Origin of the sequence: Sphingobium lactosutens DS20, from assembly GCF_000445105.1 — a bacterium.
In the GTDB taxonomy this organism is placed as follows: domain Bacteria; phylum Pseudomonadota; class Alphaproteobacteria; order Sphingomonadales; family Sphingomonadaceae; genus Sphingobium; species Sphingobium lactosutens.
Genome location: NZ_ATDP01000082.1, coordinates 16426 through 31687 on the forward strand (window position 1 = coordinate 16426; position 15262 = coordinate 31687).

Genomic DNA, 15262 nt, shown 5'->3' on the forward strand with positions numbered 1-15262 from the left:
TAAATTTAGGAGCGATCATGGCCAAGCCGTTCAAGACACTCGACGACATGGGCGATATCACCGGCAAGGTGGTGCTGGTGCGCGAGGATCTGAACGTGCCGATGCAGGATGGGTCGGTGACGGATGACACGCGGCTGCGCGCTGCCATGCCGACGGTGCTGGAACTGGCCGATCGCGGCGCGAAGGTGCTGATCCTGGCGCATTTCGGTCGTCCTAAGGGACAGAAGAACCCGGAATATTCGCTGAGCAAGATCACGCGTCCGCTGACGCAGGTGCTGGGCCGCGAGGTGCAGTTCATTCCCGACTGCCAGGGCGAAGCCGCCATCGACGGCATCAAGGTGATGCGGAACGGCGACATCGCTATCCTCGAAAATACGCGTTTCCATGCCGGTGAGGAAAAGAATGATCCGGCGTTGGTTGATGCGATCGCCGCGATCGGCGACCTCTATGTCAACGACGCTTTTTCAGCGGCCCACCGCGCCCATGCGTCCACCGAAGGGCTGGCGCACAAGCTACCCGCCTTTGCCGGGCGGTCGATGGAGAAAGAGCTGGATGCGTTGCAGGCGGCGCTCGGCGAGCCTGTCAAGCCGGTTGCGGCGGTCGTCGGCGGCGCGAAGGTATCGACCAAGCTGGACGTGCTCAACAATCTGGTCGCAAAGGTCGATCATCTGATCATCGGTGGCGGCATGGCCAACACATTCCTTTACGCGCGTGGCGTCGATGTCGGCAAATCGCTGTGCGAGAAGGAGTTGAGCGATACCGTCGATACGATCTTTGATCGGGCCGAGGCGGCGGGATGCACCATCCATCTGCCCTATGACGTTGTCGTGGCCAAGGAATTTGCCGCCAACCCTGGTTCGCTTCGGACCTGCAATGTGCATGAAGTCGCCGACGATGAGATGATCCTGGATGTCGGCCCCGCCGCCGTCGAAGCATTAGGCGACGCGCTCAAAAATTGCCGTACGCTGGTGTGGAACGGGCCATTGGGTGCGTTCGAAATCGCGCCCTTCGACGCGGCGACGGTTGCCCTTGCCAAGACTGCCGCGGCGCTAACCAAGGAAGGGCAGTTGACGTCCGTAGCTGGGGGCGGCGACACTGTGGCGGCGCTCAATCATGCCGGGGTGGCGGACGATTTCAGCTTCGTGTCGACCGCGGGCGGCGCCTTCCTCGAATGGATGGAAGGCAAGGACCTGCCAGGTGTCAAGGCGCTGATGGGCTAAAAGCCGGTCAGGGCGTCAGTGCGATGCGCTGGCGCCCCGGTCGAACAGCAGGAAGCAAAGGGTTGCGATGCCGCCGATGGCCGCGCCGGCGAGAGCGCTGGCCGACCATCCCCCTGCTTCGTAAGTGGCTGATCCGATGACAGAGCCCAGCGCGCCGACAACGAACATGACAGTCATATAGGCCGCGTTGATCCGGCCGCGCGCGTCAGGGTCGATGGAGAAAATCAGTTTCTGACCGGTGATCTGGCTCAATTGCACCGCCGCATCGATCATCACCGCCATCACCGTGAAGCCGATGAGGCTGCCGGCCGCGACGGTCCAGTCCGCCAGCAGGAACCCGATCGACAGGCCGGCAAGGCCAACGAGCGAAGTCGGGCGGGTGAGGCGGCGGTCCGCCAGCCAGCCGACGACGGGCGCGACCAGCGCCCCGCCAGCGCCAGCCAGGGCAAACGCTCCGATTTCGGCATGACTCAGATTGAATTCCCGGATCAGCGCCAGAGGTGCCGCGGTCCAGAACAGATTGAAGGCCGCAAACATCATCGCCTGATAGAAAGCACGCATCCGCACGACGCGATGTTGCTGCAACTGGCTGAAGGTTGAGGCCAGCGCCTCGCCATAGCGCATGTCGCCGCGCGGTAGCCGTTGCGGGCAGAGGAGCCATAAGGCACCGCCGATCAGCGCCATCGCGATGGCAGAGAGAATGAAGATCCATCGCCAACCCAATGACCCGGCGAGGAAATTGGCAACGGGGCGCGCGAGCATGATGCCGAAGAGCAAGCCGCTCATCACCGTGCCGACGACGCGGCCCTGCCGTTCGGGCGCGGCCAGATGCGACGCAAGCGGGACCAGCACCTGCGCGCCGGTGGCGCCGACGCCAGTGACGATCGAGGCGACGAGGAAGCTGGCCGGCCCCTGCGAAGCCGCGACGGCAAGGCAGCCGATGACGGTGACGCCGATCGAAGCCAAAACGATGCGCCGATTTTCGAATAGGTCGGCGATGGGGACAATCAGGAAGAGGCCCAGGCCATAGCCCAATTGCGTGAGCGTCGTGATCAAGCCCGCCATGCCGGCGGACATGCCGATTTCCGGTCCGATCACGTCGATCAGGGTCTGGGCATAATAGAGGTTCGCGACAATGACCCCGCACGCCAGCGCCATGAGGAAAATGACAGGGCGGCCAAGGTCGGATCGCGGCGAAGCGGGATATGTCGTCATCAGTGCCTAATGGGTGGTCATGCGAAACCAATCAAGGCTAGGTCACCGGGAAATTGTGCGCTGCAATAAGTCAGGACGGCACGGGTTCCCGCAAAAGCGGAATAAGGACCCGGTTGAGATCTTCCAGATCGAAGGCGCCCGATTGCGCATAGCGCAGCACGCCGGACCGATCGATCACGAAGTTGGTCGGGACACCTGTCAGCGGTCCATAAGGCCCCTTTATCCGCCGCGCCGAGGGGATGCGCATGGCGGCAAACAGCTTTTTCAGGCGCGCCAAGGGCACCGAGTCCTCGGTGGTGATCGCAAAGACCTTGAGGCCGTGGGCCTGTTGGATCGCATAATAGCTGTCCAGCGTCGGCAATTCCTTGCGGCAGGGGACGCACCATGTCGCCCAGAAATTCAGAACAACGACCTGACCCTTGAGGTCGGCGAGGGATATTTTGCGACCGTCGACCAGCGTCAGTTCAAAATCCGGCGCTGTGGCGCCAACGACAGGCTTGGTCGCGGCTTGGGTCGGCCATGCCAGCAGCATTGCTGTTAGGAAAATGAACCTGCGCATCACCTGCATGAATGTTGCCCCCTGCACACCCCGTCCTATCGCTAGCAGGCGCTGTTCTGGCCGCAAAGACCAAAAGGGGCGAACATTCTTGCGGTGCGGCATGGCGCTCGCTAACAGCCTCAACGGGCAGGGCGGACTATCCGTCCGTGCGATCCCCGCCACTAAAGCAGTGGATCGCCCGATTTTTGCGCTGCCGGAGGGGCAGCGCCATGAGAGAAGGTATGTGCAGATGCTGGATCAGGATATGAAGCAGAAGATCGCCGAAGGAAACGGCTTCATCGCCGCGCTCGACCAGAGCGGCGGCTCGACGCCCAAGGCGCTCAAGGGCTACGGGATCGAGGAAGGTGCCTGGTCGAATGATGAGGAAATGTTCGGCCTGATCCACGCGATGCGCAGCCGCATCATCACCGCGCCGGCCTTCAGTGGAGAGAAGGTTCTAGGCGCGATCCTGTTCGAACGGACGATGGACGGCACGGTCGACGGCAAACCGACCCCCGCGGCGCTGATTGATCGGGGCGTCGTGCCCTTCATCAAGATCGACAAGGGCCTGGAGAATGAAGCCAATGGCGTCCAGATGATGAAGCCGATGCCGGAACTTGACGCGCTTCTGGCCCGCGCAAAGGGTCTGGGCGTATTCGGAACCAAGGAGCGGTCGGTCATCAATCTCGCCAATCGCGAAGGCATTGCCGCCGTCGTCGCGCAACAGTTCGATATCGGTCGCCAAGTGCTGGCCGGCGGTCTGATGCCGATCATCGAGCCGGAAGTGAACATCAAGTCGCCTGAACGCGCCGAGGCCGATCAGATCCTTCTGGAAGAAATCCTCAAAAATCTGGATGGCTTGCCCGAAGGCGAGCAGGTTATGCTCAAATTGTCGCTGCCGGCGAAGGCGGGCCTGTTCGATCCGTTGGTCGATCACCCCAAGGTGCTGCGCGTCGTCGCCCTGTCCGGCGGCTTCAGCCGCACCGAGGCGTGCGCCGAACTGGCGAAGAACCGCGGCATCATCGCGAGCTTCAGCCGGGCGCTGTTGAACGACCTGCGCCATCAGATGAGCGACGCGGAATTCAACGCGGCGCTGGGCGAGGCGATCGACGAAATCCACGCGGCGTCGACGGCAAAGCAGCCGGTCGCGGCATAACCATATGAGGGGCGGCCCCAGGAAAGAAATAGATTCTCCTGGTGCCGCCTTTTCCTACTATCGTGCCGTTGCGCCAATGCTTTGGGTTCTGCTGGGCCTCATGCTGCTCGAAACCATGGTGGTGCATCTGCTGGTCGCACTATGGAGTGTTTGGGCGGCTCTTATACTGTCGGTGATCAGCCTAGCCCTGGTCGGCTGGTTTGTTCTGTTTCTTCGCTCACTTCGCCATTACCCTGTGCGGGTGGACGCGCAAGGCCTGACATGGCCCATCGGGTTTTTGCGCAGCCTGACAGTCCCTTGGGAGCAGATCGCCGGACTGCGCGGCGAATGGACTCTGCAAGAGCTTCAGGCTGCCGGGTTATTTAACGGAGCGTTGATCGCCTATCCCAATGTTGTGCTGGAACTCGATCCCCCGGTTCGAAACGGGCGACGATCAATCCGCTTTCTGGCGCATCGTCTCGACGAACCTTCCATGTTCACCTCGTCTTTCGCTGCGTGGAAACGGATAGCGCCCAGCGACTTTTGATTTCAGGCTGAAGCTAACGAGCGTCAAGGAGCCGTCTCCAGCATCGGCAGTACTTTGTCCAGGGGCAGCGCCTGCGCGGTGCCGCGATGGCCTTCGACCGTGTGCGCCTTGAAAAGGGCGTTGAGGACGGCTTCCTCTGTCGCTTCTATCGTGGCCTGAAAGATCGGCGAGATATCATCGTTGGGCAGGTCCTCAACATTGGCCACGCCCTTGCGCCTCTCGGCGGTTCGCCGCACGGCCTGTGCCGTCGAAAATGCCAGCGCATAGTCGCCTGAGCCGTTGGAGAAGCTCGACCCGGTCCGGGCGATGCCGGCAAAGGCGCGCTCGGCGACCCGGCGCAGGTTGCGATCGGACAAAGGTGCGTTGGTGGCGATGACGATGACGACGGAGCCGTCGGCTTTCCTGTCCTCCACCTGTTGCCGATAGTCGTAACGGCCGAGTTTCACGCCCACGGGAACGCCTGCAATGGTCAAAACGCCGCCATAATTGGCCTGGACAAGCACGCCGATCGTCCATCCGCCCAGCGATGCCGGCAGGACGCGAGAGGCGGTTCCGATTCCGGCCTTGAACCCGAAGGCGACAGTGCCGGCGCCAGCGCCGACCGCGCCTTCCTCCACCGGACCAGCGGCTGCAGTCTCGATCGCGCGGCGCGCATCGGCGATGCTGACATGGCGCGCGCGAATGTCGTTGAGCAGGCCATCATTGGTTTCGCCCACGATTGCATTCACCGACCGGACCTCCTCATTACCCGGCTGCGCCAGGGTCCATTCGACGGCAGCGGCTGCAGCTTCCGCCACGTTCAGTGTATTGGTCAGCAGGATCGGCGTTTCGACTTCGCCCAGTTCCACGACTTGGGTCGACCCCATGAACTTGCCGAACGCATTATAGGCGACGAAGCCGGCCGGCACCTTGTCCTGAAAGATGTTGCCGCCATGGGGCAGGATCGCGGTGACGCCCGTATTCACGTCGCGGCTGCGTGGCAATGTCACATGGCCGACCTTGACGCCTTTGACATCGGTGATGGCGTTCAGCGGGCCGGGGCGAAGGATGCCGACGGTGACGCCCGCTTCGCGCGCGCGGGGCCGATCTTCGGTTCGGGCCTGGATCGGCACGGCGGGCAACAGAAGCAAAAGGGCCAGAACGCAGCGCATGGAAACATCCCCCAATAAATTGCGATCATGCTATCAGCGGGCTGTGGTTCGATCCATAGCCGGCCTTGGCGCGGGCGGCGGAGCAGCTATAAGGCGGCCATGACCGATTTTACCGACGAGGAACTGGCGCTCGACCCGCAATTCGCAGCCCAGTTCGAACAGGGCTTTCGCCCCGCCTGCCAGCTTTACCTGATTTCGCCTCCGGCGATCGACGCGAGCTTCGTCGATCGGCTTGCGACGGCCTTCGATGGCGGGCACGTCGCCGCTTTTCAGCTGCGGCTCAAGGGAATACCGGACGACGACATCGCGCGCGCGGCAGAGCCTCTGCAGGCATTGTGCGCGGACCGGGATGTGGCCTTCATCATTAATGACAGCGTGGTGCTGGCGCAGCGTCTGGGCGCGGATGGCGTGCATTTGGGGCAGGGCGATGGCGACCCCAAGGTCGCCCGCAAGCTGCTTGGCCCCAAGGTGCAGATTGGCGTGACATGCCATGACAGCCGGCATCTGGCCATGGAGGCCGGCGAGGCGGGCGCGGATTATGTCGCTTTCGGGGCCTTTTACCCGACGTCGACCAAGGAAACGATGCACCGCCCGGAGCCGTCCATCCTTGGCTGGTGGACGACCTTGTTCGAACTGCCCTGCGTGGCGATTGGCGGCATCACGGCGGATAATGCCGCCCCCCTGGTAGCGGCGGGCGCGGATTTCCTGGCGGTCAGCGGGGCGGTGTGGAACCATCCGGCAGGGCCGCGCGCTGGGGTCGCGGCGTTCGCGGACGTTCTGGCGAGCAAGACGCCGCCCCCGCGCGCCTGACGAAAGGAACGCATCATGACCCGGACCGGCATCGTTACCGGCGGCGCGCAGGGCATTGGCAAGGGCATCGTTCAGCATCTGATTGCCGAGGGGTGGCGCGTCGTCGCGATGGACAAGGATGGCGAAGCTGTCCGTGATCTGAAGGCCGAGATGCCCAATGATCGCCTGCTGGCGCTGGAAGCCGATGTCAGCGATGAAGCGGCGGTGGCAAAAGCGTTTGATGCCCTGAGTGACTGGATCAAGGACGATGCGCCCTCTGGCCTGGACCTGCTCGTGTCCAATGCAGGTCTGGCCGATCCGGTCAGCGGGCCGATCGACAAGCTGGCGCTTGAGGATTGGCGGCGATGGCAGGACAGTCATGTCACCGGGGCATTTCTGATGACGCGCGCCGCCGTGCCATTGCTGCGGCAACGCAAGGGCAGCATCGTGCTGATGGCGTCCACGCGTGCGATCCAGTCGGAGCCGCATTGTGAGGCCTATGCGGCAGCCAAGGGCGCTCTCTTGGCGCTCAATCACGCACTCGCCATCAGCCTTGGCCCCGATATCCGATGCAATGCCATCCTGCCCGGCTGGATCGAGACGGGCCCATGGGCCAAGGCATCGGAGCGCGCGCCGGCGGACCATCGCGATATCGACCGCGAGCAGCATCCGGTGGGCCGCGTGGGCGAGCCGGGGGATATTGCCGCCACGGTGGCGTTTCTGGCTTCGGAAGGTGCTGCGTTCATCACCGGGCAGCAGATCGCGGTCGATGGCGGGATGACGCGCAAGATGATTTACGCGCATTAGGGCCGCGCATCCCTTTTCTCCATGCGGCGTTGTTGCTGCACCGAAATGGAGAATATGCCTTGCGAAATCCCGTCCTGCTTGCCGCCTTCCTGTGCAGCGCCTGCAATGTGACCGTCACCGACGCCAATGACAGCCAGCCGGCGCAGGAGGCCGCCAAGGCAGGCAATGACGCGGCAGCCCAGATGGCGGCAAAAAATGCGGCCTATGATTTTGAGGTCGTTCCCGAACAGACCCCCAAACAGCCCAATCGCATTTTGATGGCGCAGGTGGCGCTTGATCGGTGGGGATTTTCGCCGGGCGTGCTCGATGGCAAGGATGGGATGAGCTATAAGGCGGCGCTGCGCGGTTTCCAGGAAGCGCATGACCTGCCGGTGACGGGGGAATTTGACCAGAAGACCGCCAATATGCTGCTGGAAGGCGAAGCACGGCCGACCACATATCTGGTCAAAATCCCGGCGGATTTCGCGCGCGGACCGTTTTTCACCATCCCCAAGGGATTGAACGAGCAGGCCAGCTTGCCGGCGCTGACCTATCGCAACCTGATGGAAAAGCTGGCCGAGCGCTTCCATACGACACCCGAGGCCTTGGTGGCGCTCAATTCACCCACGACAAAGGTCGGAGCGGATGCCACCATCCGCGTGCCCGCCATCGACAATCAGCCGGTCGCGCAGATCAAGGGCGATGAACGCGGCTGGGGCGAAACGCTGGCAAGCCTGGGCGTCGCCAAGGACCAGCCACAGGCCGACCATATTGTCGTGGACAAATCAGAAGGGCTGCTGAAGGTCTATAACGCCGACAACCGCATGATCGCGCAATTTCCTGTGACCACCGGCTCGCAGCATGACCCGCTGCCGATCGGCGAATGGACGATCAAGGGCGTCAGCCGCAATCCGGAATTTCATTATAATCCCGACCTCTTCTGGGATGCGTCATCGAAGGACGAGAAGGCGGTATTGAAGCCGGGGCCCAACGGCCCGGTTGGCGTTGTGTGGATCGACCTGTCCAAAGATCATTATGGCATTCACGGAACGCCTGAACCGCAGACGATCGGCCGCACGGAAAGCCATGGCTGCATCCGCCTGACCAATTGGGATGCCGCACGGCTTGCGCAGATGGTGAAGACCGGCGTCAAGGCGAAGTTCCAGGTGTGAGGCCCCAGGCGTGGGGCGGGGGCGTTGCTGCGCTGCTCCTTTGTATCGCATTTGCTCATTTCTGCGTGCGCATCGTCCCCGCCGACGCGCCATCGTCTCCGCGATCTCCGGGATCGTTCCGTCCCGCGCAATCGGCCGAGACTGGCGAACTGGTCGTTCCGGTCGAGGGCGTGCCGCCATCCGCTCTGGTGGATACGTTCACGCAGGCGCGGGCGGGTGGCGCGCGACCGCATGATGCGATCGACATCATGGCCGCGCGCGGGAGGGGTGTTGTCGCTGCCGCGGACGGCCGCGTCGAAAAACTGTTCTGGAGCGAGGAGGGCGGGCGGACCGTGTATCAGCGCTCGCCTGATGGCAGACGCATCTATTATTACGCCCATCTCGACAGCTATGCGCCAGGGCTGAGAGAAGGGCAGGGGCTGCGGCGTGGTCAGATGATCGGGACGGTCGGAAGCACAGGCAATGCAGACGACGCGGCGCCGCATCTGCATTTCGCCATTCACGAGATGCGGCCGGGCGAGCCCTGGTATGGCGGAACGCCGATCAATCCCTACCCGCTGCTTCGTCGCCAATGACGGGTGTTTGTCCTGGCAGCGTGGCGGCAGAATGCGGCCCCCCTTGCCCTGTTGTCGATCACCGGGTAAAGGCGCGCCCAGCCTCCCATGAGGCCGGCTCTTTATCCATTCAGACATATAGGCAGGCTCTTCCCATGAAGATCAGCGGCGTCGAGATTCGTCCCGGCAACAACATCGAATATGACGGCGGCCTGTGGCGCGCTGTGAAGATCCAGCATACCCAGCCCGGCAAGGGCGGTGCCTATATGCAGGTGGAACTCAAGAACCTGATCGACGGCCGCAAGAATAATGTGCGCTTCCGGTCGGCCGAAACCGTCGAGCGCATCCGGCTTGATACCAAGGATTTTCAGTATCTTTATGCCGAAGGCGACATGCTCGTCTTCATGGATACCGAAACTTACGAGCAGATCAACCTGCCGCAGGATCTGGTGGGTGAGGCATCGGCCTTCCTGCAGGACGGCATGATGGTCATGCTGGAAATGTATGAAGAACGGCCGATCAGCGTTCAACTGCCCGAAACGGTTGAAGCGACCGTGGTGGAAGCGGACGCCGTGGTGAAGGGGCAGACCGCCTCGGCCAGCTACAAGCCCGCGATCCTCGACAATGGCGTGCGCGTCATGGTTCCGCCGCATATTGTCACCGGCACGCGCATCGTGGTCGATGTCTACGAACGCGAATATGTGAAGCGGGCCGAGTAATGGGCATGGGGCGCGGCATGATGCTGGCAGGTGCGCTGGCGGCGGGCCTGTTTCCGGCGGCGGTTCAGGCGCAGGCCGGGCCGTCCAAGGCCCAGCTTGCCAATGCAGCGTTCGTGCTGCGGGTCATGAGCAGCGCGCTCCAGTCCGATGAGGTCGAACAGCCGGTGAAGAACAAGCTGTTCGAATGCCTCTACAGCAATTCGGTGTCGCAGATCAGCGGCGCGGTGGACAAGGTGGTTGCCGCCAATCCCGGCAAGGTCGACCGCAAGGACGCGTCGCAGATGCTGGCCGTGATCGCCGGTGCCTGCGGCTATCGCCCGCCTGCTGCGCCTGCGGCTGCACCCAAGAAATAACCCAGCAAGCCGCCGGTACGGGCGGCGGAGAATGAACATGGTATCGCATTCCGGCCTTCTCACCGTCATGGAGCGCGCCGCGCGCAAGGCGGGTTCGAAACTGCGTCGTGACTTCGGCGAGGTCGAGCATCTGCAGGTCAGCCGCAAGGGGCCGGCCGATTTCGTGTCGAAGGCCGATGAGCAGGCCGAACGCACATTGGTCGAGGAATTGCAGAAGGCCCGGCCTGACTGGGGATTCCTGCTGGAGGAAGGCGGCGAAATTGCCGGTGACCCGACCAAGCCGCGCTGGATCATCGACCCGCTCGACGGTACGACCAATTTCCTGCACGGCATTCCCCATTTCGCCATCTCGATCGCGGTCGAGGAGCCGCTCTATGGCGGCAACAAGCGGGAAGTGACGACTGGCCTTATCTATCAGCCGGTGACGGATGAAAGCTATTGGGCGGAAAAGAGCCGGGGCGCCTGGCGTCATGACCAGCGATTGCGCGTGTCGGCGCGGCGCGACATGGCCGATTGTGTCATCGCGACCGGCATTCCTTTCATGGGCCATGGCGACATGGCGCAATGGTCACGCATCTTCGGCGCGGTTGCGCCTTCGGTTGCAGGGCTTCGCCGCTTTGGCGCGGCGTCGCTCGACCTCGCCCATGTCGCTTCCGGCCGCTATGACGGCTTTTGGGAAAGTGGCCTGCAACCCTGGGACGTGGCTGCGGGCATGTTGCTGGTGCGCGAAGCCGGTGGCTTCGTCAGCGATTTTCGCGGCGGCGACCAGATGATCGACCGCCGGGAAGTGATCGCGGGCAATGACGCGATCCATTCCAAATTGCATAAATTGGTTGCTGGCGCGTTGCGATGACCGACAAGGGCCAAGCGCTTCAATGACTTGGCCTTTTTGCGATTCATTCTCATGCCCTTGGCCCCTTGCTTCGCATATGCAGCGGGCCTAAAGCGCGCCCACAACCTTTTCGCCCAGGGGACTCCGTTGGTCGATCTTGCCCAATATCTGCCGATCCTGATTTTTCTCGGGATTGCCTTGCTGCTTTCCGGCACCTTCGTTTTTCTGCCGATGCTGGTCGGCCGCCTGACTGGCGCGCATCAGCCAGACCCGGCCAAGCTCAGCGAATATGAATGCGGTTTCCCCGCGTTCGAAGAGCCGCGCAGCCAGTTCGACGTGCGTTTCTATCTGGTCGCCATTCTCTTCATCATCTTCGATCTTGAAGCGGCGTTCCTGTTTCCCTGGGCGGTCAGCCTGGACCAGATCGGCTGGGCCGGCTGGGCGACGATGATGATCTTCATAGCGGAGCTGGTGCTCGGCCTCGTCTATGCGTGGAAGAAGGGAGCACTCGATTGGGAGTAGAACTTGAGCGGCCCATCCCCGGCACCATGCCGCCGGTGGGCACCCAACCCGACCAGGACTTCTTCAACGCGCTGAACGGCGAAGTCAGCGACAAGGGCTTCCTTGTCACGTCGACCGAGGAGTTGTTTCAGTGGGCGCGCACGGGATCGCTGTGGTGGATGACCTTTGGCTTGGCGTGCTGCGCGGTCGAGATGATCCATGTGAACATGCCGCGTTACGACATGGAGCGTTTTGGCGCTGCGCCGCGCGCGTCGCCGCGCCAGTCGGACGTGATGATCGTCGCGGGCACGCTCTGCAACAAGATGGCGCCGGCCCTGCGCAAGGTCTATGATCAGATGTCCAACCCGAAATATGTGATTTCGATGGGCAGCTGCGCCAATGGCGGCGGTTATTATCATTACAGCTATTCGGTGGTTCGCGGCTGCGATCGCATCGTGCCGGTCGACATCTATGTCCCCGGTTGCCCGCCGACTGCCGAGGCGCTGCTCTATGGCGTGATGCAGTTGCAGCGGAAGATTCGCCGCATCGGGACGATCGAGCGTTAATATGAGCCATTCTGCACCCCGGATCGCGACCATCGACGGCATCGCGGATGAAATCGCCGCCCTGCTGGGTTCGATGCTGGTCGACACCGTCGATCATGCTGATGAACTGAGCTTCACTGTCGTGCGCGAGGAATTGGCGAACGCCATGGTCACGCTGCGCGACTTGGCGCACTATCAGCAGTTGATGGAGATTGCCGGGGTCGATTATCCCGATCGGGCCGAGCGGTTCGAGGTCTGCTATCATCTGCTGAGTGTCACCCGGAACCACCGCATTCGCGTGAAGGTGAGCACGGACGAGAATATGCCGGTGCCGACTGTCACGCACATCTGGCCGGTCGCCGGCTGGCTGGAGCGCGAAGTGTTCGACATGTATGGCGTGGTGTTTGAGGGGAATACCGATCTGCGCCGCATCCTGACCGACTACGGGTTCAGGGGGCATCCGCAGCGCAAGGACTTCCCGCTGACGGGCTATGTCGAATTGCGCTATTCCGAAGAGGATAAGCGGGTCGTCTATGAGCCGGTCCGCCTGGCGCAGGATTTCCGCAGTTTCGATTTCATGAGCCCGTGGGAAGGCGCGCAATATGTGCTGCCGGGCGATGAAAAGGCCGGGCAGGCGCCCGGCGCGCCGACGCCTGCGCCTGCTCCACCGCCGCCGCCTGCTGCGCCCAAGGGTGATGCGAAGGGCGACACGCCCAAGACGACGGAGAGCAAGAGCGATACGGGTGCTGGCGAGCCGGCCAATGCGAAGGCAGCCGCCAAGTCGGACGATGCGCCGGTGAAGCCGGAAGAGCATACCGACGAGGGCAAGGGCGCAGCCAAGCCGGAGGACAAGGCGTAATGGCCGATTATCTGGACGAACTGGACCATCGCACCGACGCGGCCGATCCGGCCTATGGTGATACCGAGATCCAGAATTACACGATCAACTTCGGCCCGCAGCACCCGGCGGCGCATGGCGTGTTGCGCCTGGTCATGGAGCTGGACGGCGAGATCGTCGAGCGCTGCGACCCGCATGTCGGCCTGCTGCATCGCGGCACCGAAAAGCTGATCGAGTACAAGACCTATTTGCAGGCTTTGCCCTATTTCGACCGGCTCGACTATTGCTCGCCGCTCGGCATGGAGCATAGCTATGTGCTGGCGGTCGAGAAGCTGCTGAACCTGGAAGTGCCGCTGCGCGCGCAATATCTGCGAGTATTCTTCGCGGAGCTGACCCGCATCTGCAATCACATGCTGAACCTCGGCTCCCATGTCATGGACGTGGGCGCCATGACGCCCAACCTGTGGCTGTTCGAGATTCGCGAGGATTGCCTCAACTTCTTCGAGCGGGCGTCGGGCGCGCGCATGCATTCGGCCTATTTCCGGCCGGGCGGCGTGCATCAGGATGTGCCGCTAAAGCTGCTGACCGACATCGCCGACTGGCTCGACACGCGTTTGCCGCGTCTGTTCGAGGATGCGATGAGCCTGGTGGTCGACAACCGCATTTTCAAGCAGCGCAACGTCGACATCGCGGTAGTCAGCAAGGAAGACGCGCTGAAATGGGGCTTTTCCGGCCCGATGATCCGCGGGTCGGGTATCCCGTGGGACATCCGCAAGGCGCAGCCCTATGACGTCTATGACCGGATGGACTTCGACGTTCCGGTCGGCACCAATTTCGACTGCTACGACCGCTTCATGGTCCGCGTCGAGGAAGTGCGCCAGTCCGCGCGGATCATGAAGCAGTGCCTCAATGAGATGCCGGAAGGTCCGACCGCGAGCTTCGACCGCAAAGTGGTGCCGCCCAAGCGCGGCGAGATGAAGCGATCGATGGAAGCACTGATCCACCACTTCAAGCTCTATACCGAGGGCTTCCATGTGCCCGCCGGCGAGGTCTATGTGGCGACCGAAAGCCCCAAGGGCGAATTCGGCGTCTATCTGGTCGCCGACGGCAGCAACAAGCCTTATCGCTGCAAGATCCGCCCGACCGCCTTTAGCCACCTGCAGGCGATGGACTTCATGATGAAGGGCCACATGCTGGCCGATACCACCGCCGTTCTCGGCGCGATGGACATCGTGTTCGGGGAGTGTGACCGGTGAGTGCCTTCGCCCGCATCTGTTCTTGGGTTGATAGCTGTTGGGACGGCAAGCGGAACTATCGGCTGCTGCTAATTCCGAATTTCGCGACCATCGCCATTTGGATGACTTTGTTCTCGCGCGGCAACGTGGTGGCGGAAGGCGTTTTTTGGAGCGCTCAGGCCGCATGGGTAGCCTTTGTTGGTTGGCGCTGGTGGGTGGTTATGAAGCGCGCTTCGATCGAGCAGGATCGGAAATATGATCGCGTCGGGAAGTTTCGGCTGGCCCGCGAATATTGGAACACGGAAAGCGCAACTGCCGCTCTAGACCGCAAGAAGAAAACGCATGGCTGACGCACCCCATATCCCCGACGAAGCCGAGACCCGCGCGCGCTGGGGCGCGTTTGCGTGGACGGAAGAGAACGCCGCGCAAGCCGAGAAGGTCATTGCCCGCTATCCCGCCGGGCGGCAGCAGTCCGCGGTGATGCCACTGCTCGACTTGGCGCAACGGCAGGTCGGCGCGGAGACGCAGACGCAAGGGTGGCTGCCCGTGCCGGTGATGGAGTATATCGCCCGGCAGCTCGATATGCCGTATATGCGCGTCTATGAGGTCGCGACCTTCTACACCATGTATAATCTGGCGCCGGTCGGCCGCTATCATGTGCAGGTGTGCGGCACGACGCCCTGCATGCTGCGCGGCTCCGACGATGTGTTCGCGGCCTGCAAGAACAAGGGGTTGGTGAAGGGCGCGACCACGCCGGACGGCCTGTTCACCCTGACCGAGGTCGAGTGCCTGGGCGCCTGCGCCAACGCGCCAATGGTCCAGATCAACGACGACAATTACGAAGACCTGACCTACGACAGCATGGGTGCGATCCTGGACGACCTGGCCGCCGGCAAGCAGCCGAAGATCGGGCCGCAGATCGAGCGCCAGACCAGCTGCCCCGAGGGCGGGCCGACCAGTCTGCAGGAAATGGTCGGTGAAAATCACGACTATCGGGGGAGCTGGTGATGACCATTCCACCCCACATTCTCCGTTCGTCCAGAGTAGCCACTGAGCTTGTCGAAGTGGCGTATCGAAGGACGGTTGTTGCGCGTGACCCTTCGATACGGGTCTTCGACTTCGCTCAGCCCCT

General features: G+C 62.5%; 19 protein-coding genes. 16 read left to right on the forward strand and 3 right to left on the reverse strand.

Annotated features, from left to right (window positions below; genetic code table 11):
- Positions 1 to 17: 17 nt before the first annotated feature.
- Positions 18 to 1220, forward strand: a complete 1203-nt coding sequence (locus RLDS_RS38370) for a phosphoglycerate kinase (RefSeq protein ID WP_021225728.1) — start codon at positions 18 to 20, stop codon at positions 1218 to 1220.
- A gap of 15 nt (positions 1221 to 1235) precedes the next feature.
- On the opposite strand, the gene RLDS_RS38375 is transcribed toward RLDS_RS38370, so the two are convergent.
- Together RLDS_RS38375 and RLDS_RS38380 are read right to left on the reverse strand one after the other, a co-directional pair.
- Positions 1236 to 2435: an MFS transporter gene (locus RLDS_RS38375; protein WP_021225729.1), complete on the reverse strand. Its 1200-nt coding sequence runs from the start codon at positions 2433 to 2435 to the stop codon at positions 1236 to 1238.
- Between the two features lie 70 nt (positions 2436 to 2505).
- Positions 2506 to 2994, reverse strand: a complete 489-nt coding sequence (locus RLDS_RS38380) for a TlpA family protein disulfide reductase (RefSeq protein WP_040603763.1) — start codon at positions 2992 to 2994, stop codon at positions 2506 to 2508.
- A 229-nt stretch (positions 2995 to 3223) separates the two neighbouring features.
- On the opposite strand from RLDS_RS38380, the gene RLDS_RS38385 reads away from it, so the two are divergent.
- Both RLDS_RS38385 and RLDS_RS38390 read left to right on the forward strand, forming a co-directional pair.
- Positions 3224 to 4129 carry a fructose bisphosphate aldolase gene (locus tag RLDS_RS38385; protein WP_021225731.1) on the forward strand — a complete coding sequence of 302 codons (906 nt, stop codon included), beginning with the start codon at positions 3224 to 3226 and terminating at the stop codon, positions 4127 to 4129.
- Between the two features lie 100 nt (positions 4130 to 4229).
- Entirely contained in the window at positions 4230 to 4655 is a 426-nt protein-coding gene (locus RLDS_RS38390) for a hypothetical protein (RefSeq protein ID WP_236616840.1), read from the forward strand.
- A gap of 23 nt (positions 4656 to 4678) precedes the next feature.
- Here the strand turns inward: RLDS_RS38390 and RLDS_RS38395 are convergent, their stop codons facing one another.
- Positions 4679 to 5806 (reverse strand): DmpA family aminopeptidase, encoded by a 1128-nt coding sequence (locus RLDS_RS38395; RefSeq protein ID WP_021225733.1) that lies wholly within the window; start codon positions 5804 to 5806, stop codon positions 4679 to 4681.
- Positions 5807 to 5905: 99 nt separating this feature from the next.
- Here RLDS_RS38395 and thiE point away from each other — a divergent pair, with 99 nt between their 5' ends.
- The 13 genes from thiE to nuoE all read left to right on the forward strand — a co-directional run bounded on the left by thiE (position 5906) and on the right by nuoE (position 15138).
- Positions 5906 to 6616, forward strand: coding sequence for a thiamine phosphate synthase (gene thiE, locus RLDS_RS38400; RefSeq protein ID WP_021225734.1), 711 nt, complete (start codon positions 5906 to 5908; stop codon positions 6614 to 6616).
- A 15-nt stretch (positions 6617 to 6631) separates the two neighbouring features.
- Entirely contained in the window at positions 6632 to 7402 is a 771-nt protein-coding gene (locus tag RLDS_RS38405) for an SDR family oxidoreductase (RefSeq protein WP_021225735.1), read from the forward strand.
- Positions 7403 to 7461: 59 nt separating this feature from the next.
- Entirely contained in the window at positions 7462 to 8553 is a 1092-nt protein-coding gene (locus tag RLDS_RS38410; RefSeq protein ID WP_021225736.1) for a L,D-transpeptidase family protein, read from the forward strand.
- Positions 8550 to 9128, forward strand: a complete 579-nt coding sequence (locus RLDS_RS38415; RefSeq protein WP_021225737.1) for a M23 family metallopeptidase — start codon at positions 8550 to 8552, stop codon at positions 9126 to 9128. The genes RLDS_RS38410 and RLDS_RS38415 overlap by 4 nt, the downstream gene beginning before the upstream one ends.
- Before the next feature lie 134 nt (positions 9129 to 9262).
- Entirely contained in the window at positions 9263 to 9826 is a 564-nt protein-coding gene (efp, locus tag RLDS_RS38420; RefSeq protein WP_021225738.1) for an elongation factor P, read from the forward strand.
- Between the two features lie 17 nt (positions 9827 to 9843).
- Complete coding sequence (locus tag RLDS_RS38425; RefSeq protein WP_236616841.1) at positions 9844 to 10179, forward strand: hypothetical protein; 336 nt, start codon at positions 9844 to 9846, stop codon at positions 10177 to 10179.
- A gap of 37 nt (positions 10180 to 10216) precedes the next feature.
- On the forward strand, positions 10217 to 11032 hold the full coding sequence (locus tag RLDS_RS38430; RefSeq protein WP_021225740.1) for an inositol monophosphatase family protein: 816 nt from the start codon (positions 10217 to 10219) through the stop codon (positions 11030 to 11032).
- Between the two features lie 126 nt (positions 11033 to 11158).
- Complete coding sequence (locus RLDS_RS0128025) at positions 11159 to 11533, forward strand: NADH-quinone oxidoreductase subunit A (RefSeq protein WP_031297954.1); 375 nt, start codon at positions 11159 to 11161, stop codon at positions 11531 to 11533.
- Positions 11524 to 12078, forward strand: coding sequence for a NuoB/complex I 20 kDa subunit family protein (locus RLDS_RS38435; protein ID WP_031297956.1), 555 nt, complete (start codon positions 11524 to 11526; stop codon positions 12076 to 12078). The genes RLDS_RS0128025 and RLDS_RS38435 overlap by 10 nt, the downstream gene beginning before the upstream one ends.
- A gap of 1 nt (position 12079) precedes the next feature.
- Positions 12080 to 12916 (forward strand): NADH-quinone oxidoreductase subunit C, encoded by an 837-nt coding sequence (locus RLDS_RS38440; protein WP_021225742.1) that lies wholly within the window; start codon positions 12080 to 12082, stop codon positions 12914 to 12916.
- Positions 12916 to 14151: an NADH-quinone oxidoreductase subunit D gene (locus RLDS_RS38445; RefSeq protein ID WP_021225743.1), complete on the forward strand. Its 1236-nt coding sequence runs from the start codon at positions 12916 to 12918 to the stop codon at positions 14149 to 14151. Before RLDS_RS38440 ends, RLDS_RS38445 begins: the two co-directional genes overlap by 1 nt.
- On the forward strand, positions 14148 to 14480 hold the full coding sequence (locus tag RLDS_RS38450; protein ID WP_021225744.1) for a hypothetical protein: 333 nt from the start codon (positions 14148 to 14150) through the stop codon (positions 14478 to 14480). The genes RLDS_RS38445 and RLDS_RS38450 overlap by 4 nt, the downstream gene beginning before the upstream one ends.
- On the forward strand, positions 14473 to 15138 hold the full coding sequence (nuoE, locus tag RLDS_RS38455) for an NADH-quinone oxidoreductase subunit NuoE (RefSeq protein WP_021225745.1): 666 nt from the start codon (positions 14473 to 14475) through the stop codon (positions 15136 to 15138). The genes RLDS_RS38450 and nuoE overlap by 8 nt, the downstream gene beginning before the upstream one ends.
- The last annotated feature ends 124 nt before the right edge of the window (positions 15139 to 15262 follow it).

What these genes read in the sequence shown, in the direction of transcription:
- RLDS_RS38395 (WP_021225733.1), bottom strand. Translation starts at nt 5,806, where the DNA reads ATGCGCTGCGTTCTGGCCCTTTTGCTTCTGTTGCCCGCCGTGCCGATC.
- thiE (WP_021225734.1), top strand. Translation starts at nt 5,906, where the DNA reads ATGACCGATTTTACCGACGAGGAACTGGCGCTCGACCCGCAATTCGCA.
- RLDS_RS38425 (WP_236616841.1), top strand. Translation starts at nt 9,844, where the DNA reads ATGATGCTGGCAGGTGCGCTGGCGGCGGGCCTGTTTCCGGCGGCGGTT.
- efp (WP_021225738.1), top strand. Translation starts at nt 9,263, where the DNA reads ATGAAGATCAGCGGCGTCGAGATTCGTCCCGGCAACAACATCGAATAT.
- nuoE (WP_021225745.1), top strand. Translation starts at nt 14,473, where the DNA reads ATGGCTGACGCACCCCATATCCCCGACGAAGCCGAGACCCGCGCGCGC.
- RLDS_RS38430 (WP_021225740.1), top strand. Translation starts at nt 10,217, where the DNA reads ATGGTATCGCATTCCGGCCTTCTCACCGTCATGGAGCGCGCCGCGCGC.
- RLDS_RS38440 (WP_021225742.1), top strand. Translation starts at nt 12,080, where the DNA reads ATGAGCCATTCTGCACCCCGGATCGCGACCATCGACGGCATCGCGGAT.
- RLDS_RS38375 (WP_021225729.1), bottom strand. Translation starts at nt 2,435, where the DNA reads ATGACGACATATCCCGCTTCGCCGCGATCCGACCTTGGCCGCCCTGTC.
- RLDS_RS38390 (WP_236616840.1), top strand. Translation starts at nt 4,230, where the DNA reads ATGCTGCTCGAAACCATGGTGGTGCATCTGCTGGTCGCACTATGGAGT.
- RLDS_RS38445 (WP_021225743.1), top strand. Translation starts at nt 12,916, where the DNA reads ATGGCCGATTATCTGGACGAACTGGACCATCGCACCGACGCGGCCGAT.
- RLDS_RS38385 (WP_021225731.1), top strand. Translation starts at nt 3,224, where the DNA reads ATGCTGGATCAGGATATGAAGCAGAAGATCGCCGAAGGAAACGGCTTC.
- RLDS_RS38380 (WP_040603763.1), bottom strand. Translation starts at nt 2,994, where the DNA reads ATGCGCAGGTTCATTTTCCTAACAGCAATGCTGCTGGCATGGCCGACC.
- RLDS_RS38405 (WP_021225735.1), top strand. Translation starts at nt 6,632, where the DNA reads ATGACCCGGACCGGCATCGTTACCGGCGGCGCGCAGGGCATTGGCAAG.
- RLDS_RS38370 (WP_021225728.1), top strand. Translation starts at nt 18, where the DNA reads ATGGCCAAGCCGTTCAAGACACTCGACGACATGGGCGATATCACCGGC.